The organism is Salinisphaera orenii subsp. halophila YIM 95161 (assembly GCF_003732545.1).
In the GTDB taxonomy this organism is placed as follows: domain Bacteria; phylum Pseudomonadota; class Gammaproteobacteria; order Nevskiales; family Salinisphaeraceae; genus Salinisphaera; species Salinisphaera orenii_A.
In genome coordinates, this window is sequence record NZ_AYKF01000062.1 from 38,548 (window position 1) to 64,597 (window position 26,050).

23 protein-coding genes and 2 pseudogenes are annotated in these 26,050 nt (G+C 66.9%); 17 read left to right on the forward strand and 8 right to left on the reverse strand.

Going from position 1 to position 26,050, the window contains the following annotated elements:
* Positions 1 to 10 precede the first annotated feature (10 nt).
* Together SAHL_RS03795 and fdxA are read left to right on the forward strand one after the other, a co-directional pair.
* Positions 11 to 598 carry a zinc ribbon domain-containing protein gene (locus SAHL_RS03795; protein WP_123590093.1) on the forward strand — a complete coding sequence of 196 codons (588 nt, stop codon included), beginning with the start codon at positions 11 to 13 and terminating at the stop codon, positions 596 to 598.
* 41 nt (positions 599 to 639) lie between these two features.
* Positions 640 to 963: a ferredoxin FdxA gene (gene fdxA / locus SAHL_RS03800; RefSeq protein ID WP_123590071.1), complete on the forward strand. Its 324-nt coding sequence runs from the start codon at positions 640 to 642 to the stop codon at positions 961 to 963.
* Positions 964 to 1,329: 366 nt separating this feature from the next.
* Here fdxA and SAHL_RS18140 read toward each other — a convergent pair.
* Both SAHL_RS18140 and xerD read right to left on the reverse strand, forming a co-directional pair.
* A pseudogene (locus tag SAHL_RS18140) lies at positions 1,330 to 1,785 on the reverse strand (class IV adenylate cyclase); the annotation flags it as partial.
* Positions 1,786 to 1,788: 3 nt separating this feature from the next.
* The gene (gene xerD, locus SAHL_RS03810) at positions 1,789 to 2,706 is read right to left on the reverse strand and encodes a site-specific tyrosine recombinase XerD (protein WP_123590072.1); all 918 of its coding nucleotides are present in this window, start codon (positions 2,704 to 2,706) and stop codon (positions 1,789 to 1,791) included.
* A gap of 43 nt (positions 2,707 to 2,749) precedes the next feature.
* Here xerD and zapE point away from each other — a divergent pair, with 43 nt between their 5' ends.
* Together zapE and SAHL_RS03820 are read left to right on the forward strand one after the other, a co-directional pair.
* Complete coding sequence (zapE, locus tag SAHL_RS03815) at positions 2,750 to 3,847, forward strand: cell division protein ZapE (RefSeq protein ID WP_123590073.1); 1,098 nt, start codon at positions 2,750 to 2,752, stop codon at positions 3,845 to 3,847.
* A gap of 97 nt (positions 3,848 to 3,944) precedes the next feature.
* On the forward strand, positions 3,945 to 4,925 hold the full coding sequence (locus SAHL_RS03820; RefSeq protein ID WP_123590074.1) for an alpha/beta fold hydrolase: 981 nt from the start codon (positions 3,945 to 3,947) through the stop codon (positions 4,923 to 4,925).
* Between the two features lie 15 nt (positions 4,926 to 4,940).
* Here the strand turns inward: SAHL_RS03820 and SAHL_RS03825 are convergent, their stop codons facing one another.
* The 3 genes from SAHL_RS03825 to SAHL_RS03835 form a co-directional block, all read right to left on the reverse strand.
* Positions 4,941 to 5,390: a MaoC family dehydratase gene (locus tag SAHL_RS03825; RefSeq protein WP_123590075.1), complete on the reverse strand. Its 450-nt coding sequence runs from the start codon at positions 5,388 to 5,390 to the stop codon at positions 4,941 to 4,943.
* Positions 5,387 to 5,836: a MaoC family dehydratase gene (locus SAHL_RS03830; protein ID WP_123590076.1), complete on the reverse strand. Its 450-nt coding sequence runs from the start codon at positions 5,834 to 5,836 to the stop codon at positions 5,387 to 5,389. Before SAHL_RS03830 ends, SAHL_RS03825 begins: the two co-directional genes overlap by 4 nt.
* An 80-nt stretch (positions 5,837 to 5,916) precedes the next feature.
* Positions 5,917 to 6,690, reverse strand: coding sequence for a pentapeptide repeat-containing protein (locus tag SAHL_RS03835; protein WP_184947291.1), 774 nt, complete (start codon positions 6,688 to 6,690; stop codon positions 5,917 to 5,919).
* Positions 6,691 to 6,933: 243 nt separating this feature from the next.
* Between SAHL_RS03835 and SAHL_RS03840 the strand changes: the two genes are divergently transcribed.
* A complete protein-coding gene (locus tag SAHL_RS03840) occupies positions 6,934 to 8,544 on the forward strand; it encodes a long-chain fatty acid--CoA ligase (RefSeq protein WP_123590078.1) in 1,611 nt (536 codons plus the stop codon).
* A gap of 449 nt (positions 8,545 to 8,993) precedes the next feature.
* Here SAHL_RS03840 and bla read toward each other — a convergent pair whose 3' ends face one another.
* Together bla and SAHL_RS03850 are read right to left on the reverse strand one after the other, a co-directional pair.
* Positions 8,994 to 9,917 carry a class A beta-lactamase gene (gene bla / locus SAHL_RS03845; protein ID WP_245968381.1) on the reverse strand — a complete coding sequence of 308 codons (924 nt, stop codon included), beginning with the start codon at positions 9,915 to 9,917 and terminating at the stop codon, positions 8,994 to 8,996.
* A gap of 821 nt (positions 9,918 to 10,738) precedes the next feature.
* Complete coding sequence (locus tag SAHL_RS03850; protein WP_123590079.1) at positions 10,739 to 12,487, reverse strand: acyl-CoA dehydrogenase; 1,749 nt, start codon at positions 12,485 to 12,487, stop codon at positions 10,739 to 10,741.
* A 330-nt stretch (positions 12,488 to 12,817) separates the two neighbouring features.
* Here SAHL_RS03850 and SAHL_RS03855 point away from each other — a divergent pair, with 330 nt between their 5' ends.
* Genes SAHL_RS03855 through SAHL_RS03875 form a run of 5 tightly spaced genes read left to right on the forward strand, consistent with a single transcriptional unit; the run spans position 12,818 to position 18,742 of the window.
* Positions 12,818 to 13,786: a lysylphosphatidylglycerol synthase transmembrane domain-containing protein gene (locus SAHL_RS03855; RefSeq protein ID WP_184947293.1), complete on the forward strand. Its 969-nt coding sequence runs from the start codon at positions 12,818 to 12,820 to the stop codon at positions 13,784 to 13,786.
* On the forward strand, positions 13,786 to 15,216 hold the full coding sequence (locus SAHL_RS03860; protein WP_123590081.1) for a UbiA family prenyltransferase: 1,431 nt from the start codon (positions 13,786 to 13,788) through the stop codon (positions 15,214 to 15,216). The genes SAHL_RS03855 and SAHL_RS03860 overlap by 1 nt, the downstream gene beginning before the upstream one ends.
* 9 nt (positions 15,217 to 15,225) lie before the next feature.
* The gene (locus tag SAHL_RS03865; RefSeq protein ID WP_123590082.1) at positions 15,226 to 16,545 is read left to right on the forward strand and encodes an FAD-binding oxidoreductase; all 1,320 of its coding nucleotides are present in this window, start codon (positions 15,226 to 15,228) and stop codon (positions 16,543 to 16,545) included.
* Positions 16,542 to 17,279 carry an SDR family oxidoreductase gene (locus SAHL_RS03870; RefSeq protein WP_123590083.1) on the forward strand — a complete coding sequence of 246 codons (738 nt, stop codon included), beginning with the start codon at positions 16,542 to 16,544 and terminating at the stop codon, positions 17,277 to 17,279. The genes SAHL_RS03865 and SAHL_RS03870 overlap by 4 nt, the downstream gene beginning before the upstream one ends.
* Positions 17,280 to 17,281: 2 nt before the next feature.
* The gene (locus SAHL_RS03875; RefSeq protein WP_123590084.1) at positions 17,282 to 18,742 is read left to right on the forward strand and encodes a glycosyltransferase family protein; all 1,461 of its coding nucleotides are present in this window, start codon (positions 17,282 to 17,284) and stop codon (positions 18,740 to 18,742) included.
* A gap of 148 nt (positions 18,743 to 18,890) precedes the next feature.
* On the opposite strand, the gene SAHL_RS17965 is transcribed toward SAHL_RS03875, so the two are convergent.
* Complete coding sequence (locus SAHL_RS17965; RefSeq protein WP_221177817.1) at positions 18,891 to 19,208, reverse strand: chloride channel protein; 318 nt, start codon at positions 19,206 to 19,208, stop codon at positions 18,891 to 18,893.
* On the opposite strand from SAHL_RS17965, the pseudogene SAHL_RS18145 reads away from it, so the two are divergent.
* The 7 genes and pseudogenes from SAHL_RS18145 (at position 19,099) to pedF (ending at position 25,871) form a co-directional block, all read left to right on the forward strand.
* Positions 19,099 to 19,782, forward strand: a pseudogene (locus SAHL_RS18145) (bile acid:sodium symporter). The gene SAHL_RS17965 and the pseudogene SAHL_RS18145 sit on opposite strands and share 110 nt — an antisense overlap.
* A 205-nt stretch (positions 19,783 to 19,987) precedes the next feature.
* Positions 19,988 to 21,499 (forward strand): sensor histidine kinase, encoded by a 1,512-nt coding sequence (locus SAHL_RS03885; protein ID WP_184947296.1) that lies wholly within the window; start codon positions 19,988 to 19,990, stop codon positions 21,497 to 21,499.
* Entirely contained in the window at positions 21,448 to 22,164 is a 717-nt protein-coding gene (locus SAHL_RS03890; RefSeq protein ID WP_221177820.1) for a response regulator transcription factor, read from the forward strand. The genes SAHL_RS03885 and SAHL_RS03890 overlap by 52 nt, the downstream gene beginning before the upstream one ends.
* Before the next feature lie 149 nt (positions 22,165 to 22,313).
* Complete coding sequence (locus SAHL_RS03895; RefSeq protein ID WP_123590087.1) at positions 22,314 to 24,194, forward strand: methanol/ethanol family PQQ-dependent dehydrogenase; 1,881 nt, start codon at positions 22,314 to 22,316, stop codon at positions 24,192 to 24,194.
* A 104-nt stretch (positions 24,195 to 24,298) separates the two neighbouring features.
* Positions 24,299 to 24,907 carry a pentapeptide repeat-containing protein gene (locus SAHL_RS03900; protein ID WP_221177821.1) on the forward strand — a complete coding sequence of 203 codons (609 nt, stop codon included), beginning with the start codon at positions 24,299 to 24,301 and terminating at the stop codon, positions 24,905 to 24,907.
* A gap of 11 nt (positions 24,908 to 24,918) precedes the next feature.
* Positions 24,919 to 25,374: a hypothetical protein gene (locus SAHL_RS03905; RefSeq protein WP_184947299.1), complete on the forward strand. Its 456-nt coding sequence runs from the start codon at positions 24,919 to 24,921 to the stop codon at positions 25,372 to 25,374.
* A 2-nt stretch (positions 25,375 to 25,376) separates the two neighbouring features.
* The gene (gene pedF / locus SAHL_RS03910; RefSeq protein ID WP_221177822.1) at positions 25,377 to 25,871 is read left to right on the forward strand and encodes a cytochrome c-550 PedF; all 495 of its coding nucleotides are present in this window, start codon (positions 25,377 to 25,379) and stop codon (positions 25,869 to 25,871) included.
* The last annotated feature ends 179 nt before the right edge of the window (positions 25,872 to 26,050 follow it).

A 26,050-nucleotide genomic window follows, 5' to 3' on the forward strand; every position in this document is an offset into this window, starting at 1 on the left:
GCCCAAGGCCATGCGCTTCTGCCCCGACTGCGGTGCCCCCGTCGAGTACCGCATCCCGACCGGCGACGACCGCGAGCGCGCCGTCTGCACCGCGACCGGCGACATCTTCTACGAGAATCCGCGCAACGTGGTCGGCTGCATCGTCGAGCACGAGGGCGCGATCCTCATGTGCCGGCGCGCGATCGAGCCGCGGCTCGGCTTCTGGACCCTGCCGGCCGGCTTTCTGGAACTCGGCGAAACCACGCCCGATGGCGCGGCGCGCGAGACCCGCGAGGAAGCCTGCGCCGAGGTCGCCGACGTCGAGCTGTTCGCCATGCTCGACGTCACCCACATCGGTCAGGTGCACATCTTCTATCGCGCGCGACTGGTCGGCGAGCACTTCGCCGCGGGCCCGGAGAGCGCCTACGTGACCCTCCAGCGCGAAGACGAGATCGACTGGCCGCAGCTGGCCTTTCCCACCATCCACCGCACGCTGGAACGCTACTTCGCGGACCGCGCCCGCGGGCACTTCAGTCTGCACGTGGAGTCCCTGGGCGCTGCGGACTGGCGGGCCATGGCGCTCGACCGCGAACCGACCGGGCACGACGGCGGGTGTTAGACTAGGCGGCTAACGAAAGCTTGCTTACGAGGCCGTCAGCGATGACCTTCGTCGTCACCGAAAACTGCATCAAGTGCAAATACACCGACTGCGTCGAGGTCTGCCCGGTCGATTGCTTCCATGAAGGCCCGAACTTCCTGGCGATCGACCCGGAGGAGTGCATCGACTGCACCCTCTGCGAGCCCGAGTGCCCGGTCGAGGCCATCGTCTCCGAGGACGACCTGCCCGAGGACCAGGCCGAGTTCCTCGAGCTCAACGCCGAACTCGCGGCGAAGTGGCCGGTGATCACCGAGATCAAGGACGCGCCCGCGGACGCCGACGAATGGGCCGACAAGCCCAACAAGAAGGAGCTGCTCGAACGCTGAGCCCCCCCTCAGCCCCGCCGCGCGGGCAGGCCGACGTAGGCGCAGTCGATGCGCGGCTCGTCGGCCAGGCCCGAGGGGCTGTTGACGTTTCTTACGAGTCCGCGCCAAGCGCTGTTTGGCGGCAAGACGAGGCGTAGTGCGCGACGTGCAGTCATTCTGCACCAGCGCGCTACAACGCTGGATTGCCGTCGTGTTGTTTATTTCCGGGCGCTTGTCCCTTCGGGTTGGGTCGCCCATAAAAAATCGACTAGGGGCGCCCGGCTGCGTTGCGAGCCTGGGTCGTGGCACGCCCAGAGCCGGCGGCTCGCGCCTTGCCGAACACGATTTGCGGTCTCCAACGCTGCGCTCGTACGAAACGCCAATAGACCCTGACGCGGCCATGAGCGCTTCGGCTTCGCGCTCGCCGTCGGCGGCGGTATCGCCCTCGGCCAGAACCACCTCCAGTTCCATGAAGTCGCCGATCCCCGCCACGGCATCGACATGCACGCGCGTGCGCCCGACCCAATAGAGCGTGCGCCGCTTGACCACCCGGCCGGCCGTACCGAGAGCCTCGGCGAGCGTGGCCCGCAGCGCGGCCGGCGCGGTCGTGGGCGTGCGGCGGTAGTGCGACAGCGTCGGTCCCGCGGCGTCCGGGCGCTCGTAGGCGATGAGTTCGCCAGTGCCGTCGCCGAAGGCGCGCAGCTTCAGGCGACCGTGGGCACAGGCGAAGAAGGTGTCGTCCTGGTCGATGACGGTGCCAGCGGATCCGGCGCATTCCGCGGCGCGCCGATGCAGGGCACGGACATCGGCCACCGCCGCCTTGATCTCGATGTTACGGGCCATGCCTCAGCCTCGCGGATGATGCGACGCGTGCAGCGCGGCGAGCCGCGCCCGGGCGACGTGGGTGTAGATCTGCGTGGTCGACAGATCGGCGTGCCCCAGCAGCATCTGCACCGCGCGCAGATCCGCGCCATGGTTGAGCAGGTGGGTGGCGAAGGCGTGCCGCAGACCGTGCGGCGAGACGTCGGCGCGGATGCCGGCGCTCGCGGCGTGGCGGCGGATGCGGTGCCAGACGTTCTGGCGCGTCATGCCGCCCCCGCGGCCGGTCACGAACAGGGCGTCCGAGCGGGCCGTGTCCAACAGCTGCGGCCGCGCCTGGCGCAGGTAACGCTCGATCCAGTCGACCGCGGCTTCGCCGATCGGCACCAGCCGCTCGCGCCCGCCCTTGCCCGTCACCCGGACCACGCCCTGGCGCAGATTGACCTGCGCGCGGCTCGCCCCGACCAGCTCGGACACGCGCAGGCCGGCGGCATACATCAGCTCCAGCATGGCGCGGTCGCGCAGGCCGAGATCGGTATCGGTCGCCGGCGCGGCCAGCAGCGCCTCGACATCGGCCTCGGTGAGCGTGGTCGGCAGCCGCCGCCCCTGCGCGGGACTGGGGATCAGCGCGGTGGGGTCGGTATCGATGGCGCCGGCGCGGCGCTGGTAGCGATAGAACTGGCGCAGGCTCGACAGCAGCCGCGCGGCGCTGCGCGGACTCGAGCCCGGCGTGTTGCGGGCGGCGAGATAGGCCTGCAGATCGCCCCGGCCGGCCGCGAGCAGGCTGTCATAGCCCTGCGCCACGAGCCAGCCCGCCAGCCGCGCGAGGTCGTTGCGATAGGCCGCCAGCGTCGCGTCGGACAGGCCGCGCTCGGCCCACAGGCCGTCGAGAAAGCGTTCGATCTCGCCCGCGATGGGCTCCGGCAGTGCGTCGATGGCGGCCATGGCGCGAGCGTATACTGAGGGGTATTTCCACGCGAGATTCTCCATGTCAGCAGACGGTGCAGCCAGCCCCGACGGCCCGCGCGCGCGCTACGAGGCCGAGGTCGCGCGCGGCGAGCTCGTCCGCGATCCCGCGCAGGCGCAGGCCGTCGACGCGCTCCAGCGCATTCACGACGAACTGGTCGCCCATCCGACCCAGCGCAGCCTGTTCGGCCGCAGCCGCCGGCAGCCGGTTACCGGCCTCTATCTCTGGGGCGGTGTCGGCCGCGGCAAGACCTGGCTGATGGACTGCTTCTACGAGTCGCTGCCCTTCGAGGAGAAGAGCCGGCTGCATTTCCACCGCTTCATGGCCAAGGTTCACGAAGCGCGCAAGCGCTACGCCAACCAGTCGGATCCGCTCAAGCTGATCGCCAAGGAATGGTCGGCCGACCGCGTGCTCTGCTTCGACGAGTTCTTCGTCTCCGACGTGGCCGACGCCATGATCCTGGCGCGCCTGACCGAGGCCCTGTTCAAGCGCGGCGTGACGCTGGTGACGACCTCCAACATCGCCCCGGACGATCTCTACGCCGGCGGTCTGCAGCGCGAGCGCTTCATGCCCGCCATCGAGGGCATCAAGCAGCATTGCGAGGTCCTGCACCTGGCCGACGGCACCGACTACCGGCTCGATCACATCGAGGCCTCGGCGACCTACCAGACGCCGCCCGGCGAGGCGGCCGATGCGGTGCTCGACCGCCACTTCGAGCGGCTGGCCACGGGCGCGACCGCCACCGGCGGCAACGTCGAGGTGCTCGGACGCAAGATCCCGGTCCGCCGGCGCACCGACGGCGTCGCCTGGTTCGACTTCGAGGATCTGTGCCGCGGCAACCGTTCGGCCAACGACTACATCGAGCTGGCGCGCGAGTTCCACACCGTCATGCTCTCCGGCGTGCCGGTGTTCGACGACGACGACAACAACGCCGCCCGGCGCTTCATCAACGCCGTGGACGAATTCTACGACCGCCGCGTCAAACTGTTCTGCACCGCCCAGGCGCGCCCCGACGATCTCTACGCCGGCACCCGGCTGACCTTCGAATTCGAGCGCACCGCCAGCCGCCTGCACGAGATGAGTTCGAGCGACTACCTCGGCGAGGGACACCGCCAGTAGCACCGCGCCGCCTCGCTTCGGCGCGGCTGCATCCACCGCCGGCGGCTGGCGTACACTCCATGGGTGTGCTACAGGCCGATCGCACGGGGGCCTCCGCATGGACCGACTGTGGGGATCCGGACGCATCCGCCGCCTGCTCGAGGCGGCGCTGGCCTGTGCGCTGATCGCTGCCATGACCCACGCTCCGGCGGAGCCTGCCGCCGGCGACAGCCGATGGCTGCGCATCGACGGCCGCACCATGCACATCGCCTGCGCCGGTCACGGCGAGCCGACCGTGATCCTCGACGCCGGCCTGGGCGACAGTTCGCTGGTGTGGACCCGCGTGATGCCGGAGCTGGCGACGATGACGCGGGTGTGCCGCTACGACCGGGCCGGCTACGGCGACAGCGAGCTCGGCCCGCCGCCGCGCACCAGCGCGACCATCGTCGACGAACTGGAAACGCTGCTCGCGCGCGCCGACATCGAGCCGCCCTGGCTGCCGGTCGGGCATTCCTTCGGCGGCTGGAACATGCAGCTGTTCGCCGCGCGCAACCCGGACGACGTCGCCGCGCTGGTGCTCGTCGACAGCAGTCAGGTCGACGAAATCGAGCGCTACGAGCGCGAGCTCGGCGTGCTCATCGCCCCGCGCGACAACACCGTGTTCACGCTCACGCCGCAGATTCCCTCGAATCTGCCGCCCGCCGCGGCGGAGCGGGCACGGGCCCAGATCACCAACCCCGCCGCCATGCGCACGGTGTACAGCGAATGGCGCGGCTTTCGCGCCAGCGAGCGCGAGGTCGCCGCCGCCACGCTGCCCGATCTGCCGCTGGTGGTGCTCAGCCGCGGCGCGCCGATCGCCGACCCGGACAGCCGGCGCGGACGCTCGGAAGCGCTCTGGCGGCGTCTGCAGCGCGAATTCGTGGCCCGCCACCCGCAGGCGGTGCATATCGTGGCCGGCGAGAGCGGCCACTACATCCAGCTCGAACAGCCCGCCCTGGTGGTCCACGGCGTGTGCGTGGCCCTGCGCCGGATCGCCGACGACCACCGCGCCTGCGCCCTGCCCGCGGCCGAGAGCGAACAGCGCGCGGCGGCGCGCTAGCGACGACCGCTCGCCTCAGCCGGCCTCGCGCCGCGCAAGCATGGACACGGTGCGATAGCTCATCACGGTGACCTCGTCCTGGTTACGCGTCTCGACCGCGAAATGCACGAGGCCCATCTCCGGGCGCGACTTCGACACCCGCTTGTCGGTGACCGTGCAGCGCACCGACAGCCGGTCGCCGACGTGCACGGGGCGGTGCCAGCGCAGATCGTCGAAACCCGGCGAGCCGAGGCTGGCCAGCGGTTCGTCGCGGCCGGTCATCAGCAGCTTCATCGTCAGCGCGGCCGTGTGCCAGCCCGATGCCGCCAGCGTCTCGAAATAGGTATCCGCGGCACCCGCGTCGCTGAGATGGAACGGCTGCGGATCGTAGCGTTCGGCAAAGGCGACGATCGCCTCAGCGGTGATCGCCTCGGTCGGGCCCAGGTCGGCGACGTCACCCGGCTGCATGTCTTCGTAGTGGATCATGCCGGGGCCGTGCGGCGGCGAAACAGCGCGTTCGAGGCCAGTTCGGCCACGGCCTCGCCGTCCTGGTTGAGCACGGTGAAACGATTCTTGACCAGCCCCAGCTCGGGTCGACTGTTGAGTACGCGCGCCTCCACCGTCTCCTGCCGCACCGAGAGCGTGTCGCCGGCGAACACCGGCCGCGGCCAGCGTACCGAGTCCACGCCCGGCGACCCCATCGAGGCCGACTGCGACAGGACGTTGTCAACGAGAATGCGCATGAAGATCGCGCAGGTCAGCAGGCCGGGCGCGGTCAGGCCGCCGTACGGACCGTCGGCCGCGGCTTCGGGGTCGACGTGGAATGGCAGCGGATCATAGGCGCGGCCGAAGGCGACGATCTCGTCCTCGGTGACGGTATAGGCGCCGAAGGTCTCGACGCGACCCGGCTCGAAGTCTTCCCAGTAACGCATGGCCCCGCGGCAGTGGTACGGCCGATCAGCGCGCGACTATAGCAAGTCGCCGCGCGCGGCGCGCGCAGCCGCGGCGCGATTCACTGCGCCACGACCATGCCGTCGGCGGTGTCAATGCCGGTGGCGCCGGTCAGCGTCGCGCCGGCGAAACGCGCGCCCTCGGCCCGGGCGCCGGCGAACCGCGCCCCGCTCAGATCGGCCCCGTCGAACTCCGCGTCGCGGATATCGGCGTTCGTGAAGTCCGCCTGTCGGAGATTGGCGAAACGCAGCAGCGCATGGCTGAGATGCGCGCCGGCGAAGTTCGCGTTCGACAGATCCGCGTTCTCGGCCTCGAAGCGCATCAACCCCATCGACTGGTTCTTCATGTCCGCGTCCAGCCGGGCATTCGAGAAATCCGCGCCGTGCGCGTCGCCCATCGACAGACGCGCGATCACCCGGGCGCCGCTGAAGTCGGCTCCGGCGAACAGCGGCGACTGCTCCCGCGAGGCCTCCAGCCCCTGGGCCACCACCGGCCCGAACAGCTGCGCGCCGCTAAGATCGGCGTTGGAGAAATCCGCCCCGATCAGCCAGGTGCCGTTGAGGTTGGCGCCGCTCAGATTCGCGCCGGACAACCGCGTGTCCTCCAGGCGTGCGTTGGTCAGATCCGCACCGGCGAGATTGGCGCCGGACAGATCGAGTCCGGACAGGTCCAGCCGGCTGAGATCGCGGCCGGAGAAATCCGCGGGCTCCTCCGGCGTGGCGGTGTCGATGCGCGCCTGCACATCGTCCACCGACAGCTCGCCGGCCAGGGCGCCGCCCGCATGACCGATGACAACGGCCATGGACAGCAGTATAGAACCGATCTTCATCTTCATGTGCAATGCCTCCGAATCGGCATGTGGGCGCATGGTCCGCGCCGCGGCCGAGGATACGCCGACGACCGTACGAGAGCTGAACGCCCGCGCGCCGCCGCCCTGCCCGGACACGATGTAATTTCTCTTACCATAGCTCCCGGCGACGATCAATGTATGCGCCAATGGACGCCCCGCAACAGGCAATGCGATGCTGCCCGCGAAGCGCGAAAACAACATTACACGGCCACGCCGGAAGGAGATGCCATGCGATCGACCATGATGGACCGCCCCCTGCTGCTCGACGACATCCTCGAGCGCGCGGGCGCACAGTTTCCCGACGTGGAAATCGTCACGAACATGCCGGACAAGACCCTGCACCGGCAGACGTACGGCGACATGGTCCGGCGCGCCAAGCAGCTGGCACAGGCCCTGACCCAGGCCGGCATCAAGCCCGGCGACCGCGTCGCGACGTTCTCCTGGAACACGCACGCCCATCTCGAGGCCTATTTCGGCATTCCGATCACCGGCGCCGTGCTGCACACGCTCAACCTGCGCCTGCCGCCCGACGACGTGTCGTGGATCGTGAATCACGCCGAGGATCGCATTCTGATCATCGACGACGTGCTGCTGCCGCTCTACGAGAAGTTCGCCGACCGGGTGAACTTCGAGCGCATCATCGTCGTGCCGCTCGCCGGCAAGCCGATTCCCGAGGGCATGGAGAGCTACGAGGACTTCCTGGCCTCGGCCGAGGGCGAGTTCGTCTATCCCGACAAGGACGAGAACGACGCCTGCGGCATGTGCTACACCTCAGGCACCACCGGCAAACCGAAGGGCGTGGTCTATTCGCACCGCTCGACCGTGCTGCACGCCATGACCGCGGCCATGCCGGATACGCTGAATCTGTCCTTCAACGACACGGTGCTACCGGTCGTGCCGATGTTCCACGTCAACGCCTGGGGCATTCCTTACGTGGCCACGTTGACCGGCGCCAAGCAGGTCTACCCCGGCCCGCACATGGATCCGGAGAGCCTGCTCGACGTCTACGCCGCCGAGCGGGTCAATACCACCGCCGGCGTGCCGACAATCTGGATGGGCATCCTGGAGGCCCTCGACGCCGAACCCGACCGCTGGGCCCTGCGCGATGATTTGAGCATGATCGTGGGCGGCTCGGCGGCCCCCGAGTCGATGATCCGCCGCTTCGATGGCCACGGCCTGACCGTGATCCAGGCCTGGGGCATGACCGAGACCTCGCCGCTGGGTTCCGCGGCGCGGCTCAAGCCGGCGGTCACCGCACGCAGCGAGGACGAACGCTACGCCAAGCGGGCGACCGCGGGCGTGGCGGTGCCCTTCGTCGAGGTGCGCATCGTGGGCGACGACGGCAATCCGCAACCCTGGAACGGCGAGGATATGGGCGAAATCCAGATCCGCGGTCCGTGGATCACCGGCAGCTACTTCCGGCTCGACAACAGCGACGAGAAGTTCACCACCGACGGCTGGCTGCGCACCGGCGACATCGCCACCGTCGACGCCGACGGCTACATCGACATCACGGACCGCACCAAGGATGTCATCAAGTCCGGCGGCGAATGGATCTCCTCGGTGCAACTGGAGAACGCGATCATGGCGCACGACGCGGTCGCCGAGGCCGCGGTGGTCGCCCAGCCCGACGACAAGTGGGGTGAACGGCCGCTGGCTGCGGTCGTACTGCGCAAGGGCGAGACGCTCGACGCCGACACACTGCGCGCCTTTCTGCTCGAGCGCATGGCCAAGTGGATGGTGCCCGACGACTACGTGTTCATCGACGCCATCCCGCGCACCTCGACCGGCAAGTTCAGCAAGCTGGACCTGCGCAAGCAGATGCTCGACACCGCCTAGACGCGCGATCGCCCACGGGCACCGGGCCCGGCTCGCTCCACGGCGGCCGGGCCTTTTCGTGCGCGGTGGGTCGGGTCCGTCAAGACTGCATGCGAGCCCGCATCTAGCGCTTGCTTAAAACGGCTACGGGCGCCGGGGCGAGGCGTCGTGCGCGCCGCGCAGTCGTTCCGCGTTAGGGTCCGACGACGCCGGAGGTCGCACCCTGGTCGTTGCATGGGGCGCTTGGCCCTTCGGATTGGGCCGTCCATGAAACAATCGACTATAGGCGTTGCGGCGTCGCCAGTCTGGATCGTGGCACGCCACGATCGGCGACTGGTGTCTTGCCGCACACGACGTGCGGTCGCCAAGGCGGCGTTCGCCTGAAGTGCTGACAGGCCCTGGCCGGAGGCCGTGACGGCTTTCGACCCGCTCGGGTCGCGCCGGGCACGCCGCCCCTGGACACTCGGCGTCTATCCTGTGCCGAGCCACCGCACTGTGGCCCGCCCGACGTCAGCCAGCACACGGTCTCGCTGGGAACGGCCGGCATCGGAACCGGCGTAATAGGCGGACACGATCACCGGCGCGTCGGGCTGCGGCCAGACGATGGCGATGTCGTTGGCCGTATTGTTACCGCCGGACCCCGTCTTGTCACCGATACGCCAGTGGCCCGGCATGCCGGCGCGCAGACGATGGTCGCCGGTCTCGTTGGCGATCAGCCAGCGCGTCAGCTGTTCTCTGGAGGGCACGGCCAATACGTCGTCGAGCAACAGGCGCTGCATGAGGTGGCCCATCGCCGACGGCGAGGTGGTGTCGCGATCGCTGCCGGGGGTGTACGCATTGAGCGCGGTCTCGTAGCGATCGGACCGCGTGACCGTATCGCCGAGCGCACGCACGAAGGCGGTCACGGCCGCCGGCCCACCGACGCTGCGCAACATGAGGTTGGCCGCCGTGTTGTCGCTGAGGGTGAGCCCGGCACGACAGATCGCCCCGAGCGTCATTCCGGTGCCGACGTGTTGCCCCGTTTCCGGCGAGTAAGTCACGACATCGCCGGCGTCGTAGGTGATGTGTCGGTCCAGCGATTCCTTGCCGGCATCCACGCGCGAAAGGATCAGCCCGACAAGGGGCAATTTGAACGTACTGCACATCAGGAAACGCTCGTCGGCGCGCTGCGCGACCCGCTGCCCGCCGGCCGTATCCAGCACAGCCAAGCCGAGGCGGCCGCCGTGGCGTTTCTCCAGGTCGGCGATCTCGGCGCGAAACGTCTCGGCGGCCGTTCGTGCGGCCAGCGGCGGCGTGCCGAGCACGGATACCGCCGCGCCGGCGGCGAACCCCTTGAGCAAATCGCGACGGCGGAGCATGCGCTGGACAGTCTCGGGGGTGGCTTTATTCTTCATGGTAGATCACGGGTTTCCAAAGGGGATTGATCCGGGGTCGACGCGTTTTCGCAGGCCAGCAGCCCAAGGCGCCAGCGCTGTGAACATTCTCGGCGATGCGCGTTCGACCCCTCACCTCGAGGGATATCGGTCGATCGGCTCCGGGATCGCCTGCGTCCGCTGACAAAGCACAGACATCGGACGCGAGCCAAGTGCAGCCCAGAATGATTCGCGAGGCTATCGCGTCGAGGACGAGACCGATCGTCGCCTGCCCCGTGTTCGGCGTGCACGTCGTGCGCACGCGGATCTCGCCGCTTCAAATGGCACGGGCATCGCACGAGCAGCGACCGACAGCCCGAGCGTTTCGGGGATGCGGCCGCGGCCCTGTCCATAGGACGATCGACGATCACAGCGAGGCGTGCAGGCGCCGCTGCCAGCTTATCGGCGTCGGCACCGCGACCGTACCGATCCGCGGCCCGCGGTATTATCGCCGGTGGCTTGGATGAACAATCTGCCGAGAGCGCAGTCAGCACGTGCTCACCGCCACCGGTGCGTACTACCACCAAGGCGCGCTCACCACGGCCTCCAAGGTCGAGTCGGCCCCGAACGCCGGCCCAGGCGAGCGTACCCATCGCTCACCCAAGGCAAGGCGAAGCCTCTGGTCCGGACGAGACAGCGAACGGGCCGGTGCCGAAACCTTCGTGCACCCCGCGCAGCGCGGGCCCATCCGCCTCACCTGCGACGCGGCCAACAGACCGGCAGCGGCCGAACGGCGACCTGGCGTACCACGCACCGATCAGCGCCTTCGGCACCCGCTCGAACCACCCGGAGGGTTTCCACCGTCAAAGATGCCGCGCGGCGTCCACCGTGTCGATCGCATCCGCACCGCCCTCGATTCGGGCGGCATAGCCGCGGGCGTCGGGCAGGACCTGACGCATGTAGAAGCGCGCGCAGGCCTGGCGGGCTTCGTAGAAGTCGGCCTCGTCGGTGCCCGCAGCCAGGGCGGCCTTGGCCACATCCGCGATGCGCGCGGCGTACCAGGCGCCGACCACGGTCCCGCAGAGCATGAGGTAGTTGAAGGCGTTGGCCATCGCCGCGTCGCGACCGGCGGCCAGCAGCGTGTCTGTGGCCTGTTCCATCAGATCGAGGCCCTCGGCCAGGGCGGGATGCGGGTTGGCGCCGTCGGCGCGGCCGTCGGCGGTCGCCCGCATGTCGGCGATCAGCGCGCGCATGCCGCGGCCTTCGTCGCGCAGGAGCTTGCGGCCGACCAGATCGATCGCCTGGATGCCGTTGGTGCCTTCGTAGATGGGCGCGATGCGCACGTCGCGCAGCGGCTGGGCGGCGCCGGTCTCCTCGATATAGCCCATGCCGCCGTGGATCTGGATGCCGGTGTCGGCCAGCGCCACGCCGACCTCGGTGCCCCAGCCCTTGACGATGGGCGTGAGCACGTCGACCCGGGTCTGGGCGGCGGCACGTTCGGCCTCGTCGTCGCTGCGCTCGGCGACGTCCATGGCCGCGGCCGAATCCAGGCACAGGGCGCGCAGGGCGTCGATGCGGCTGCGCATCGACAGCAGCATGCGCTTGACGTCGGCATGCTCGACGATCGCGGCGCCGCCCTGCTCGCGCTCGCGCGCGTGCGCCAGGGCCTGCTGATAGGCGCGGTCGGCCACGCCCAGGCCCTGCACGCCCATCTTGTGGCGCGCGGCGTTCATCATCGTGAACATATGCGCCAGGCCGCGGTTGGCCTCGCCGACGAGCCAGCCGAGCGCGCCCCGGCCGTCCTCGCCGTAGGTCATGGTGCAGGTCGGACAGGCGTGGATGCCGAGCTTGTGCTCGACCGAGGCGCAGCGCATGTCGTTGCGCTCGTCGGGGTTGCCGTCTGCATCGGGAATATACTTAGGCACCAGAAACAGCGAGATGCCCTTCACGCCGGCGGGTGCGTCGGGCAGCCGCGCGAGCACCAGATGCACGATGTTGCCGGCCATGTCGTGCTCGCCCCAGGTGATGTAGATCTTCTGGCCGAACAGACGCCAGGCCTCGCCGTCCGGCTCGGCGCGGGTGCGCACCTGCGCGAGATCGGAGCCGGCCTGCGGCTCGGTGAGGTCCATGCAGCCGGTCCACTCGCCGGAAACGAGCCTGTCGAGATAAACCGCTTTCAGATCCTCGCTTCCGTGATGAGCGAGCGCATCGACCGCGCTGGCGGTGAGCAGCGGACACAGCGCGAACGACATGTTGGCCGCGTTCCAGAGCTCGGTCGTCGCCGCGCCCAGCACCCGCGGCATGCCCATGCCGCCGTGCTCGGGATCGCCGGTCAGGCCGTTCCAGCCGGCCTCGACGAACCGGTCGTAGGCATCGGCGAAGCCGGACGCGCTGGTCACGCCTTCGGCCGACCAGTCCACGCCCTCGGCGTCGCCGCTGGCGTTCAGCGGCGCCAGCACCGACGAGGCGAACCGCCCGGCCTCGTCGACGATCGCCGAGATGGTGTCCGGCTCGTAGTCGTCGCAGTCGGGCAGGCCGCGGATGTGCGCGGCGTCCAGCACCTCCGTCAGCATGAACATGAGATCGCGGGTGGGCGCGTGATAATCGGCCATGGCTCTGCCCTCGGATGCATCGGTTAAGGCGCCGCACCGCGGCGCGCCGGGCGCCTCATGATATGGGTAACGATAATTACCCGAGCGGTCGACGTGCGCCGTCCGACCCCGGTCCGCGTCGCGCGCACCCGGGGTACGCCCGGATGCGTGTATTGCAGCGACCGACCCGGTTTACGCTATGCTCTGCTATCGACGCGCGCGTGTACGGCACGGGATGGGGTGGCACGCCGCGGTCGAGTGACATCGTGGAGACGGCCCGCATCGGCCGTCAGCCCCGGCGGTCACGCGCCCTGCGGCGCGGGGCCTCGTCAACCAACCGAAGGCGTCGCATTGCCCCGTCCACGCACCATCGTTTTCTCGCTCTGTCTGGCAGCCCTGCTCTACGCGACCGTGGTCGCCGGCATCGACACCGAACGCACAATCGCCGCCGTGGGCCGGCTCGACGGGCGCTGGTGGCTGCTCATCCTCGCGCTGTCGCTGATCAACTATGCGCTGCGCTTCGTGCGCTGGCACGGCTATCTGCGCTGGCTGGGCAACCGTATTCATCCCGGCCGGCACGTGCTGATCTACATCGCCGGATTCGCCCTCACGACGACCCCCGGCAAGGCCGGCGAGGGCATGCGCTCGATCTATCTCGCGCGTCTGGGCGTGCCCTACCCGCACAGCCTCGCCGCCTTCTTCGCCGAACGCTTTCTGGACCTGCTCACCATCGCGATGCTGTCGATGCTGGTGCTGATCGCCTTCTCGGGCTACGTGCTGTGGGTGATCGCGCCGCTCGCGGTGCTCGCCGGCCTGCTCGTGGCCATTCGTCAGCGGCGTCTGCTGGAGGCCATGAAACGGCGCTACGCCACGCCCGAGACCCGTGTCGCCCGGCTCATGCACGGGCTGGTCTCGGCCTGGGATCAGGCCTTCGCGCTGCTCGGCGACCGGCCCCTGTATGTCGGTCTGGCGCTCGGGCTGGTGGCCTGGGCCGCGGAGGGCGTGTCCGTCTACGTCATCGCCCACGGTCTCGGGCTGGAACTGGCCGTGGAGACGGCCATCGGGATCTACGCGGTGAGCATGCTCGTCGGCGCGCTGTCGTTCGTGCCCGGCGGGCTGGGCGGCACCGAAGCGGTGATGGCGCTATTGCTCAAGCTCTCCGGCGCGGGCGGCGCCCTGGCCATCGCCATCACCCTGATCGCGCGCATCGCCACGCTGTGGTTCGCCGTGCTGCTCGGGCTGATCGCAATGCTCGGTCTGGAGATCGACCGGCGCCGCCATCCGGAGTCCGCGCCGATATCGTCCGAAGGAAAACGCTGATGTCCGATTCGCAATCCGCGCCGCCGCTGGTCGTCGATCTCGACGGCACCCTGGTCAACAGCGATCTGCTGGTGGAGTCCGCCTTCGTGCTCGCCAAGCGCTCGCCGCAGAGCCTGCTGAAGCTGCCGGGCTGGCTGCGCGGGGGCAAGGCCCGGCTGAAGGCCGAGATCGCCCGGCGCGCCGATCTCGGTATCGCCGAGCTGCCCTACAACGAGGCGCTGATCGCCTATCTGCGCGGGCAGAAGGAAACCGGCCGCACGCTGATTCTCGCCACCGCGGCCAACGAGCGCTACGCCCGGGCCGTGGCCGATCATCTGGGCCTGTTCGACACGGTGCTGGCCAGCGACGACCAGACCAATCTCAGCGGTCAGGCCAAGCTGGACGCGCTGCGGGCGCATCTGGACGGCGGCGCCTTCGACTACGCGGCCGACGATGACGTCGACACCGTGATCTGGCGGCATGCGCGCCAGGCCATCCTGGTCAACGCCAACGACCGGCTGATCGCACGTACCCGCGACGAATTCGAGATCGGCGCGACCTTCCACGCCGAGCCCGCCGACTGGCGGACCTGGACACGCGCGCTCCGGGTGCATCAGTGGGCCAAGAACGCGCTGATCTTCGTGCCGCTGCTCGCCGCCCATCAGTACGCCGACGCCAGCATGCTGGTGATGGCCGTGCTGGCCTTCATCGCCTACAGCCTGCTGGCCTCCAGCGTCTATCTGCTCAACGATCTGGTCGATCTCGGCGACGACCGCCAGCATCCGCGCAAGCGCGAGCGCCCCTTTGCCTCCGGCCGGCTGCCGATCCTGCACGGCGTGCTCGCGATTCCCGCGCTGCTGCTGGCGACCCTGGTCATCGCCGTGTTCCTGCCGCCCGTCTTCTGGCTGGTGCTCGCGGCCTACTACGCGCTGACGCTGGCCTATTCGCTCGGCCTGAAGCAGCTCGCCCTGATCGACGTGATCACGCTGGCCAGCCTCTACACGCTGCGCATCATCGCCGGCGGCGCCGCCACCGGCATCGATCTGTCGTTCTGGCTGCTGGCGCTGTCGATGTCGCTGTTTCTGAGTCTGGCCATGGCCAAGCGCTGCACCGAGCTGCAGGTCATGGCCGATCATTCCGGCGACGCCCCGCTCGGCCGCGGCTACATGGCGACCGATCTGGCGCCGCTGCGCAGCCTGGGCACCGCGGCCGGCTACACCGCCGTCGTGATCCTCGCGCTCTACATCAACAGCCCCGACATCACCGACCACTACACGCATCCGGCCCGGATCTGGCTGCTGTGCCCGGTCGTGCTCTATTGGATCAGCCGGATCTGGCTGAAGACCCTGCGCGGAGAAATGCACGACGACCCGATCGTGTACGCCGCCCGCGACAACGGCAGCCGCGTCTGCCTGCTGTTGGGCGCGGCGATCATGGTTCTGGCACTGTAGCGCCCCGCCATGCCCGATTCCGCCCACGCCTCCTGGGGCCGTTACCCCGCCAGCCGCCCGGCGGCGGTCACCCGCGCCACCGACCGCCATCGCGCCGTGCCGGAAGCGGCCACGCCGGTACTGGCCTACGGTAACGGCCGCAGCTACGGCGACAGCTGCCTGAACAACGGCGGCACGCTCGTCGAGACGCGCGGCCTGGACCGCTTCATCGCCTTCGACCCGACCACCGGCGTGCTCGACTGCGAGGCCGGCGTGCTGCTGGCCGAGATCCTCGCCCTCGCGGTGCCGCAGGGCTGGTTTTTGCCGGTCACCCCGGGCACGCAGTACGTGACCGTCGGCGGCGCCATCGCCAATGACGTGCACGGCAAGAATCACCACGTGGCGGGCACCTTCGGCCGCCACGTGCACGAACTCGAACTGCGGCGCACCGACGGCGACTGCCTGCACTGCAGCCGCCAGCTCAACGCGGACTGGTTCGCGGCCACCGTGGGCGGGCTCGGGCTGACCGGGCTCGTCACCCGCGCGCGCATCGGCCTGCGCCGGATCGAAGGCCCGTACATGGACGTCGACACGCGGCGCTTCGACGACCTCGACACCTTTCTGAAGCTGTCCGCGGCGGCGGACGCCGACCACGAATACACCGTGGCCTGGACGGACTGCACCGCCCGCGGCCGCGCCGTCGGCCGCGGCTGGTTCATGCAGGCCAACCACAAGCCGGCGCTGGGCCAGAAGCCCGATCCGCGCCGCCGCGGCGCGCCGGCGTTCCCATTCACGACGCCGGTGTCGATGATCAACCGCGCCACGCTGCGGCCGCTGAACACGCTGTATTTCCATCGCCGCTGGCGCAGCGCCTGGCGCGACACCCAGCACTATCAGCCCTATTTCTACCCCCTGGACGGTATCCGGCACTGGAACCGCGCCTACGGGCCGACGGGGTTTCTGCAGTATCAGTGCGTGGTCCCGCACACCGACGCCCGCGCCAGCATCACCGAACTGCTGGAACGCATCGCCGCCGCCGGCGCCGGCTCGTTCCTGTCCGTGCTCAAGGTCTTCGGCGACGTCCCCTCGCCCGGTCTGATGTCGTTTCCGCGCCCGGGCGTGACCCTGGCGCTGGATTTCCCCAACCGGGGCCGGCCCACCTTCGAGCTGCTCGACGCGCTGGACGGCGTGGTCATGGCCGCCGGCGGTGCGGTCTATCCGGCCAAGGACGCCCGGATGTCCGGCGCGGCCTTCCGCCAGTATTTCCCCGAATGGCGCCGTTTCTCGGCGTACGTCGACCCCGGCGTATCCTCCAGTTTCTGGCGCCGCGTCATGGAAGAAGCGCAATGAGAAAGATCCTGATAGTGGGCGCGACCTCGGCCATCGCCGAACAGGCCGCGCGCCGCTTCGCCGCCGACGGCGACGCCCTGTTCCTGGTCGGCCGCCGCGCCGACCGACTCGAGGCCGTGGCCGACGACCTGAAGGTGCGCGGCGCCCACACCACCGGCACCCACGTCATGGACGCCGACGACCTCGCCGCCCACGCGCCCATGCTCGACGCCGCCGAGGCCGCCCTCGGCGGACTGGACACGGTGCTCGTGGCCTACGGCACCCTGCCCGATCAGGCCGCCTGCGCCGCCGAACCGGCGACCGCGGTCGCGGCCTGGCACACCAACGCCGTGAGCCAGATCGCCCTGCTCACCGACGTCGCCAACCGCTTCGAGCGTCAGGGCCACGGCCTGATCGCCGCGATCTCCTCGGTGGCCGGCGACCGTGGCCGGGCCAGCAACTATGTCTACGGCAGCGCCAAGGCCGGGCTGAACGCCTTCCTCGACGGCCTGCGGCACCGACTGTTCGGTTCCGGCGTGCAGGTGCTGACGATCCGACCCGGCATGGTCGACACGCCCATGACCGCCGAATTCGACAAGGGCCCGCTGTTCGCCAGCCCCGAAAAGGTCGGCGGCGACATACACAAGGCCATCGGCAAGCGCCGCGCGGTCTGCTACACGCCCGGGTTCTGGTGGCTCATCATGACCGTCATCCAGTCTCTGCCGCGAGCAGTCTTCCACCGCACGCAGTTGTAGCCGTGGCAGCACCCGCGCGCCGGGCCGGGGCCCGCCCGGTCCTCTGGCTGATCGCGCTCTACGCGATCTCGCGGCTGGCCTTTCGCGCCGCGGGCGTGCGCTTCGACCTGCGGCCGCTGGACACCTCCTGGCAGATTCTCGACCCGGTCCTGCTGCGCCACGACCTGCTCGAAAGCCTGTTCTACATGCCGGGGCAGCCGCCGCTGTACAACCTGATGCTCGGCCTGGTGCTCAAGACGGGCGGCAACGACACGGTACTGGCGCTGCTCTTTCGCTGTCTGTACAGCGCCATGGCGCTGGCCACCGTGCTGCTGCTCTACGCGCTGATGCGGCGGCTGGGCGTGCGCGTGGCCATCGCCTTCTCGACGGCGCTGGTGTTCATGCTGACCCCGGCGCTCGTGCTCTACGAAGCCATTCCCTATTACACGCTGCCGATCCTCGTCCTGCTCGGCGGGATCGCGTGGCTGTTCCACGCCTGCATCGAACGTCCCGCCTTCGGCCGGCTCTGCGCCCTGTTCGCGGCCATGGCGGCGCTGATCTATCTGCGTTCGATGTTCCAGTGGCAGTGGTTCGTGGTGCTGGCGCTCTTCTGTGCGCTGGTGCTGCCGGGCCACCGCCGCCAGGTGTTCGCCGCGGCCGCGATTCCGCTGCTGATAGTCTTCGCGCTCTATGGCAAGAACCTCGCGATCACCGGGCATTTCGCGACCTCCGACTGGATGGGCATGAGCCTATCCAAGCTCACGACGCTGGCCATCGATCACGACGAACGCGAACGGCTGGTCGCCGCCGGCGCGCTGTCGCAAATGGCGCTGCACGACGCGCCGTTCAAACCGCCCGAAGCCTATCCGTGGATATTCGACGACCTCGAGCCCACCGGCATCACGGTGCTCGACCAGCGGCGCAAGTCCACCGGCCACGTCAACTTCAATCACATCGGTTACGCACAGGTCTCCCAGCAGGCGCTCGACGACGCCATGGCCTCGCTACGCCGGCATCCCGAGGCCTATCTGCGTTCGATGGGCACCGCCTGGCTGATGTTCCTGCGGCCCTCCAGCGACTACCCGTTCCTCGCCGACAACCGCGCCGACATCGCGCCCTACAGCCGCGCTTTCTCGCTCCTCCTCGCCGGCCAGCCGGTCTATCCCGAAAAGCCCGGCTTCGACCTGCAGCCCGGCCATATCGGCATCCTCATCGCCCTCGGCTACGCGCTGGCCGTCGGCTTCGGCCTGGCGCTGCTCGTGCGCTGCGCCATGCGACGGCGCATCTCCACCGCCGAAGCCACGCTCATCTTTCTGTGGCTGAACATCATGTACGTCAGCGTCATCGGCAACGCTTTCGAAGTCGACGAAAACCAGCGCTTCCGCTTCTCGGTCAATCCGTTCATCGCGGCGATGCTGGCCGTACTAGCGGAACGTGTCTGGGCGGCGACTCGTTCCCGGCGAGAGCGGAAACCGCACGTCTGATTGCCTCCGCCTGGCAAGCGATATGCTTTTTCAGACGTCTTCCATCACTCGACTTTCAGGGCGTCAGCTATCGGCCAGAAGCGGCCGTAGTGGCTAATGATTCAGATCGCTTCAGATAGCCTGCTAAGACTATAGATCAGCGTGCTACTTAATCGCGGGGTATGGTCGGTATCGCGTCGTAGTTGCGGGTAATCTCGAAGGCGAAAACGATAAGCGCGAACGTGGCGCGCAAAGCAGCAGCGAAAAAGGCCGCCATGCCAACCAGCGCAAACGCGGCCGGCTCCAGCGGAGCGCCTTGCAATAGCGCGTTACCCACGATTGTGAACAGGGCACCCAGCGCCGTACCGGCCATGAACATGGGCGCCAGCAGGCCGCCGGATGTACCTGAACCCAACGACACCAGCAGAGCTGCGGGGTTGAATACGGCGATCGATAGCAGTGCGGCGGCCTCGAACGTCTTCGGCATGATGATGACGCCGTTTCTGTTGATACTTCTTGCGCAAACTGCCGGCGGCGACGCATTCCCCGTGGGTGATGCCTTGCGGGATATCGTCGTGCAGTTGCTCCTGCCATTTGCCGCGGGCCAGGCCATCAGGCCCTGGGTGGCCGCTTTCATGAACCGACATCAGACGCTGTCGTCACGCTACGACCAGGCGGTGATCCTGCTGATCGTCTAAGCCGCGTTTTCGAAGTCGGTGGCCAGCGATCTCTGGCAGGACTTACCGCTGGCTGCGATCGCGCTCGCAATTGGTCTGTGCGCAGTCTTACTCGCGGCAATGATCGGTATCGCGATGGGATTGTCGCGGAGACTTGGCTTCAACCTCGCGGACGAGACCGCAGCGGTATTTTGCGGCTCGAAGAAGAGCTTGGCGTCGGGTCTACCCATGGCGAACGTGCTGTTTGCCGGGAATCCGGCGCTGGGCATGATCGTGCTGCCCATCATTGTCTACAACCAGGTCCAGATCGTGGTCGGTGCGCTACTGGCCAAAGCCTATGCGAAACGCTTGCGACGCGAGGCGGCGAAGGAGTCGGACGCATAAGTTTCGTGCGGCGAGTTTGTGTGAAGGGTTTACCCAGGGGTGGTGCCGGGCTGGGACTGGACTAGGTCTCTATTCGGGGTGGCGGCCGCTACCGGGAAGAATGCCTCTTTGACTATGCTTTGATTTCAGATAGTTCTATAGCCGCATGGGTATAAGAAAGAAATTTTGGAGTCGACGCGCCGTTGCGATGGGCCTACCAACGCTGATGAGTACGGCGCTCGCGATCAATGGTGCTTCTCTGATTTTCGCTGCGGCGGTACTGATCAACGGCTGGTCCCGAGCCGAATGGCTGGTTCAGCGCGGCACTATGACGCACCAACAGCTCGAGATCCTTGCTGAGGTGTCTGGTGCGATCGACCGGTATATGGATCTCGTGGAAAGGTCCGCGCTGCCTAGCGACGTGGCGAGCGGAAAAGCGCAGGTCGCATCGATTCTGGCGCGTTGGTCATCCAGCGTGACGCGCGAGTCGGACATGCTGGAGTCGCCGCACAGCGATGACGAGGCGCATGTTGAGCACGCGCGAATCGCGCGCATACGGCAACTGGTTGCTCGGGGCGAGCAGGCGCTTCTGACCCGCCGCGAACCGCTTTGGGTCACCCGCACCGAGATTGATGTGCTGATACAGGAGGCAACGCAGGACGAGCGCGACGAGGTCGAGCAAACCACGGCTGCGATTGCCCGCACCGGTCAACAAATAGGCGTACTGGTGATCGGCATACCTCTGGCGGCACTTGGTATGGCCGGGTTGATGAGTCTTCTGCTCGTGCGAGCCATGCGCCGCCGGCTGCGTGCGCTCATGGCCGGTGCGGCAGCAATTGGCGGCGGCGATCTTGCGTATCGATTCCAAGGCAACGCGCGTGACGATCTCGGTCTGCTCGCGGTGATGTTTAACCGCATGGCGGCGCGCCTCAGGCGCAGCCGCACACGCCTGGAGGTGCTGCAGTACGAGCTTGAGGCGCGTGTCGCACAGCGCACTGCCGAACTTGAGCAGAAAAATCGTCAGCTGCAGGCGATCGACAGCAACCGCGTACAATTCTTCAGCGAAATTTCGCATGAACTGCGCACGCCGTTGACCGCGCTACGTGGCGAGGCCGAGGTTTCGCTACGCCAACCTGACGACACACGCGGGCAGCTCGAATCGCTGCGCCACATCGTGGCGCTCGCCGCAGATCTGGAGAACAGCATTGACGATCTGGTCGCGCTGGCCCGTTCGCAGACGCGAGAGCTGCTGTTAGTGCGCGAGCCAATCGAACTTTGCTCGCTGCTCTCTCGAACCACATCCGCCGGCTGTGCGCTGGGCAGGCCACACGGCGTTGACGTGGTATTTGTGAACAACGCCGCACGCAGCGATTTTCGGGGCGATACCCAGCGGCTTCAACAGGCGTTTCTCACCCTCGTGGACAACGCGGTCAAGCATGCGCCGGCACGGAGCACGGTCACGACCACCCTCGATGCGAGCCCTGCCGCTGGCGTGTATCACGTCGCGGTTATCGATCGTGGCCCGGGCATCCCGTCGACGCTCCGCAATCGCGTGTTCGACGACTTCTTCCAGGGCGATCCAGATCAGCGTAGCGGCATGGGGCTCGGGCTTGCGATCGCGCGGCGCGTGATCAATGCCCATGGCGGTCGCATCGAAATCACGGACGCCGAGGGCAGTACTGGCACGTGCGTGATGGTATCGCTGCCACTGTGCGAAGCACGACAGGCGAGAGCATGAATCTTCTTATTGTCGAGGACGACGCACGGGTGGCGCGCATGCTTGAACGCGGTCTTGCGGCGGAGGGTTTTGCGCCCACGCCGGTACCTTGCGGCAGCGACGCGCTGGCTCACATCGAGCGTTTCGATTTCAATCTTATACTGCTGGATGTGCGGCTGCCCGATATCGACGGCTTCGAACTGTGCCGGCGTATCCGAGCGGACGGCCACGACGTGCCGGTGCTGATGTTGACCGCGCGGGAGCAGGTTGACGATCGCGTGGCCGGACTCAATGCAGGCGCGGACGACTACCTGACCAAGCCGTTCGCTTTCGAGGAACTGCTGGCGCGCATCAATGCTTTGAGTCGACGTACACGGGGCACGACTGACAATCGCCTGCAATTCAGCGGCCTGTGTCTCGACCCAGGCACCCGCGAAGCCAGTCTCGATGGCGAGCCGCTTGATCTCAGCGCGCGCGAGTTCGCGCTGCTGCAGTGTCTGATGCGCGGTGCGCCGAACGTGCTGTCACGCGCGCGACTGCTCGAACGCGTATGGGGTACCGGTGCCGAGGTTACCGAGAACACCATCGATGTCTACATCGGCTATCTGCGCCGCAAGCTACGCAGGCGAGCCGGTGAGCCACGCATCCAGACGGTGCGTGGTATGGGGTATCGGCTTACGACTTAAGACGTAGGTTTTCTGAGAAGACTCTCATTCGCCTCTCAGGCCTTTCTCATGGACGGCGGGCTAGCTTGGCGCAACGTCGCAAAAGCGAATTCAAAAAAGCGGCGCCGGCGCGCATATCGCGCTCCGAAGCGAAACGAGGAGTCTAATAAATGTCTTTTGCCCATTTTCTGGATCGACGCCGCAGCGCGGTCAGCGCGCTCGCACTGGGGATGGCGATCGCTGCATCGCCGATATATGCCAAGGAAGTGACTTGGGACGACATCGTCAACGATGCCGAAACCCCAGAGAACGTGCTCATGTACGGTTTCGGGCCCAAGGCCCAGCGCTTCTCGCAGATGGAACACATCAACGTGGATAACGTAGAGCGGCTCAAGCCCGCCTGGCAGTTTTCCTTCGGCGACGAGAAGCAGCGCGGCCAAGAAACCCAGCCCGTGGTCTTCGACGGCAAGATCTATCTCACCGCATCGTATTCGCGCATGTTCGCGCTGGATTCGGCCACTGGCGAAAAAATCTGGGATTACAGCCATCGCCTGCCCGACGACATCCGGCCCTGCTGTGACGTAGTCAACCGCGGCCCGGCGATCTACGGCGACAAGGTGTTCTTCGGCACGCTCGATGCGAACCTCGTCGCGCTCAATAAAGACAACGGCGAAGTTGCCTGGAACGAGAACTTCGACGATCACAAGGCCGGTTACACAATGACCGGCGCGCCGACCATCATCAAGGATCAGAAGACCGGTACGGTGATGCTCATCCACGGCAACTCCGGCGACGAATTCGGTGCGCTGGGTAAGCTATATGCTCGCAACCCGGACACGGGCGAAGAGCTTTGGATGCGCCCGCTGGTCGAAGGACATCTGGGCCGCAAGGACGGGAAGCAATCCACGCCCACGGGCGATCCCGAAGCGCCGTCATGGCCCGAAGGCGACTATAAGGACACCGGCAAGGCGGAGGCCTGGACCCACGGCGGCGGAGCCCCCTGGCAAAGCGCGTCGTTCGACGTAAGCACCAACACGATCGTCATCGGCGCGGGTAATCCAGCGCCGTGGAACACTTGGATGCGCACCGGCAAATCCGGCAACCCGAGCGACTACGACAGCCTGTACACCTCCGGCCAGGCATACGTGGAACCAAGTACCGGCGAACTGGTGGGCTTCTACCAGCACACGCCGAATGACGCGTGGGACTTCTCGGGCAACAACGAGATCATCCTGTTCGACTTCGAGAAGGACGGAAAGACGATCAAGGCCGGTGCGCACGCCGACCGAAACGGCTACTTCTTCCTGACCGACACCCAGAAGCTGGCCGAGCGCGGCGGCGAGATCAACAAGCCGACCGCACTGCTCGCAGCCTATCCGTTTGTCGACAACATCACTTGGGCTGACGGCTACGACCTCGAGACCGGCAAGCCCAACGAGGTCGAAGGTCAGCGACCGCCGCAGATTGCAGAAGGCAAGGATCGCGGCGAGTCGATCGAGGTCTCGCCTCCATTCCTGGGCGGTAAGAACTGGAACCCGATGTCCTATAGCCCGGACACCGGCCTGTTCTATATCCCTGCCAATAACTGGAAAGAGGATTACTGGACCGAGAACGTGCAGTACAAAAAGGGCGCGGCCTATCTCGGCCAAGGTTTCCGCATTCACAAGATGTACGACGACCATGTCGGCACGTTGCGGGCGATGGACCCGGCGACCGGCGAGATTGTCTGGAAGCATAACGAAAAGCTGCCGCTCTGGGCCGGCACCATGGCCACCGCGGGCAACCTGGTATTCACCGGGACAAGTGACGGCTACTTCAAAGCATTCAATGCCAAGACAGGCGAGGAACTCTGGCGTTACAACACAGGCTCTGGAGTGGTCGGCGTACCGATCACGTGGGAGCAGGACGGCGACCAGTACGTCGGCATTGCAACCGGCTACGGCGGCGCTGTGCCCCTGTGGGGCGGCGACCTTGCCGACCTGACCAAGCCGGTCAGCCAGGGCGGTTCCTTCATCGCCTTCAAGATTCCGGAATGGGCCCAGGAAAGCTAACCCGTCCGGTCATTTGCACGGGTCCGGGGTCGCCACCTTCTCCCATTGTCTCCTGCCTTGGACGATGGGCGGCTCCGGACCCGTTTTTTTTGAGGTTTCCCATCATGCTCAAGCCAACGGTCTGGGTTGTCGCGCTCGCGATGACTGCCGCCATGGGCCAAGCGGTCGCTCAGAAAGATCCATCGAACAAGAACGAAGCGGACACCGCGCCCTCGGTCGACGTGATCAACGGTTGCCGTATCGTTCCCGAAACCAACTGCGCAGGAGCCGACCTACGCCACGCAAGTCTCGGTAACGCAAGCCTGCGAGGCGCCAATCTGCGTGGAGCGAAACTCGCTCGCGCCGATCTCCATCACGCCGACCTTCGAGGCGCCGACCTCACCGATGCCGATCTCGAATCGGCACGTCTGGTCGCTACTTTTCTGCAAGGTGCCACGTTGGAGAATGCGAACCTGCGCGGGGCCAATTTGAATTTCGCCAGACTGTCTGCGGCGAAGATGGCAAACGCCAATCTCACCGCAGCGAATCTGGAGATGGCTTGGATGAGCAAGGCACAGCTGCCTAACGCCAGGCTCGTCAACGCCAACTTGCAGGAGGCCAAACTCTCATTGGCAAACCTGGAGAATGCCGACCTGACCGGCGCGCGCTATCCCTATGCCATCTTCCAGAGCACTTTCATGGAAGGATGTACGGCCTGTCCGTTCGATTGGTGAGCGCACGAATCGTGGCGACCACGCTGCTTTCGCTCACGGTCACCGGGCCCACCATCGCGGCGGCGACCGACGGCATGCTCGGCGACAAGGGCATAACCGCTCTGCGTGCGTGCCGGGCGCAGCATGACGAAGCCCTTCGCCTAGCCTGCTACGACGCCGCCGTGGAACGTTACCTGAGCTTTGATTTTGCCGGCACCGGGCGTGAGAGCACACCTGAATTTGAAAGCCCGACAGGCTTTCGGCTCGGCTTTCGCAACGAAGACGTGATCTTCGTGATCTACGTATTCGACGCCGATACGGGCGAGTTGGCCAAGTCCTATAGCGCCGGCCCCGGGGAGGGCGAGGTCGCCGTCCGCCAAGGCGGGCGCTTCTACGTCGAAGTCAAGGCCACCGGCGCCTGGAAGATCTGGATTCGCCCGTTGCCCGCCGACGGCGGGGCCACTCAGACCAACCAAGGAAAACAATGATCATGATCGAAAAGAATAGCTTTCGTCGCATGCCGCTAATCGTCGCTGCCGCCGCATTCGCCGCCAGCGCGCTATATAGCGCGGCGCCCGCGCATGCCCATGGTGACGTCGCGCCCCAACCTGTCGATACCAAGGGCCTGAAGGCTCTACCCGACGGCGACTGGCTATCGAGCAACCCCTATCGCGGCAATAAAAAAGCGATTGAAATCGGCAGTTCAGCCTATAACCAGAACTGCGCCCGCTGTCACGGACTTGACGCGCAGTCGGGCGGTATCGCTCCCGATCTTCGCGAGCTAGGCACGAACTATGACGACTATTTCATTGGGCGTGTCCGCAAGGGGGTTCACCGCAATGGCGTGACCTACATGCCCGCGTTTCAGGACACGCTCAACCAAGAAGCCATGTGGGCAATTCTTTCGTATCTGGATAAGCGGCACTACGAGCTCGAAGGCAAGGATCTGGAAACGCTCTACTCGGAAGACGATAGCAAGCAGTAACGAGTCAGACGCGCGCCATTTTTCTCGATCAGCCGGCAAGACCTCACCGCGCGCAAGGCTCGCGTTGTGGATTTGTCGAGAAAGTCGCAAGCGATGCTTAGTCCGCTCTGGGTCGCTACCTGATCACGAGCGATCGGTCGGATATTGATGGTTCCGTTCAGCAAAAGGAATCGTCATGG

Coding starts and splice junctions, on each gene's coding strand:
- xerD (WP_123590072.1), bottom strand. CDS start 2,706: ATGGCCGCCATCGACGCACTGCCGGAGCCCATCGCGGGCGAGATCGAA.
- SAHL_RS03820 (WP_123590074.1), top strand. CDS start 3,945: ATGGACCGACTGTGGGGATCCGGACGCATCCGCCGCCTGCTCGAGGCG.
- SAHL_RS03835 (WP_184947291.1), bottom strand. CDS start 6,690: ATGAAGATGAAGATCGGTTCTATACTGCTGTCCATGGCCGTTGTCATC.
- bla (WP_245968381.1), bottom strand. CDS start 9,917: ATGAAGAATAAAGCCACCCCCGAGACTGTCCAGCGCATGCTCCGCCGT.
- SAHL_RS17965 (WP_221177817.1), bottom strand. CDS start 19,208: ATGCCGAAGACGTTCGAGGCCGCCGCACTGCTATCGATCGCCGTATTC.
- pedF (WP_221177822.1), top strand. CDS start 25,377: ATGATCGAAAAGAATAGCTTTCGTCGCATGCCGCTAATCGTCGCTGCC.
- SAHL_RS03885 (WP_184947296.1), top strand. CDS start 19,988: ATGAGTACGGCGCTCGCGATCAATGGTGCTTCTCTGATTTTCGCTGCG.
- SAHL_RS03895 (WP_123590087.1), top strand. CDS start 22,314: ATGTCTTTTGCCCATTTTCTGGATCGACGCCGCAGCGCGGTCAGCGCG.
- SAHL_RS03865 (WP_123590082.1), top strand. CDS start 15,226: ATGCCCGATTCCGCCCACGCCTCCTGGGGCCGTTACCCCGCCAGCCGC.
- fdxA (WP_123590071.1), top strand. CDS start 640: ATGACCTTCGTCGTCACCGAAAACTGCATCAAGTGCAAATACACCGAC.
- zapE (WP_123590073.1), top strand. CDS start 2,750: ATGTCAGCAGACGGTGCAGCCAGCCCCGACGGCCCGCGCGCGCGCTAC.
- SAHL_RS03795 (WP_123590093.1), top strand. CDS start 11: ATGCGCTTCTGCCCCGACTGCGGTGCCCCCGTCGAGTACCGCATCCCG.
- SAHL_RS03900 (WP_221177821.1), top strand. CDS start 24,299: ATGCTCAAGCCAACGGTCTGGGTTGTCGCGCTCGCGATGACTGCCGCC.
- SAHL_RS03830 (WP_123590076.1), bottom strand. CDS start 5,836: ATGCGTTACTGGGAAGACTTCGAGCCGGGTCGCGTCGAGACCTTCGGC.
- SAHL_RS03870 (WP_123590083.1), top strand. CDS start 16,542: ATGAGAAAGATCCTGATAGTGGGCGCGACCTCGGCCATCGCCGAACAG.
- SAHL_RS03825 (WP_123590075.1), bottom strand. CDS start 5,390: ATGATCCACTACGAAGACATGCAGCCGGGTGACGTCGCCGACCTGGGC.
- SAHL_RS03850 (WP_123590079.1), bottom strand. CDS start 12,487: ATGGCCGATTATCACGCGCCCACCCGCGATCTCATGTTCATGCTGACG.
- SAHL_RS03840 (WP_123590078.1), top strand. CDS start 6,934: ATGCGATCGACCATGATGGACCGCCCCCTGCTGCTCGACGACATCCTC.
- SAHL_RS03860 (WP_123590081.1), top strand. CDS start 13,786: ATGTCCGATTCGCAATCCGCGCCGCCGCTGGTCGTCGATCTCGACGGC.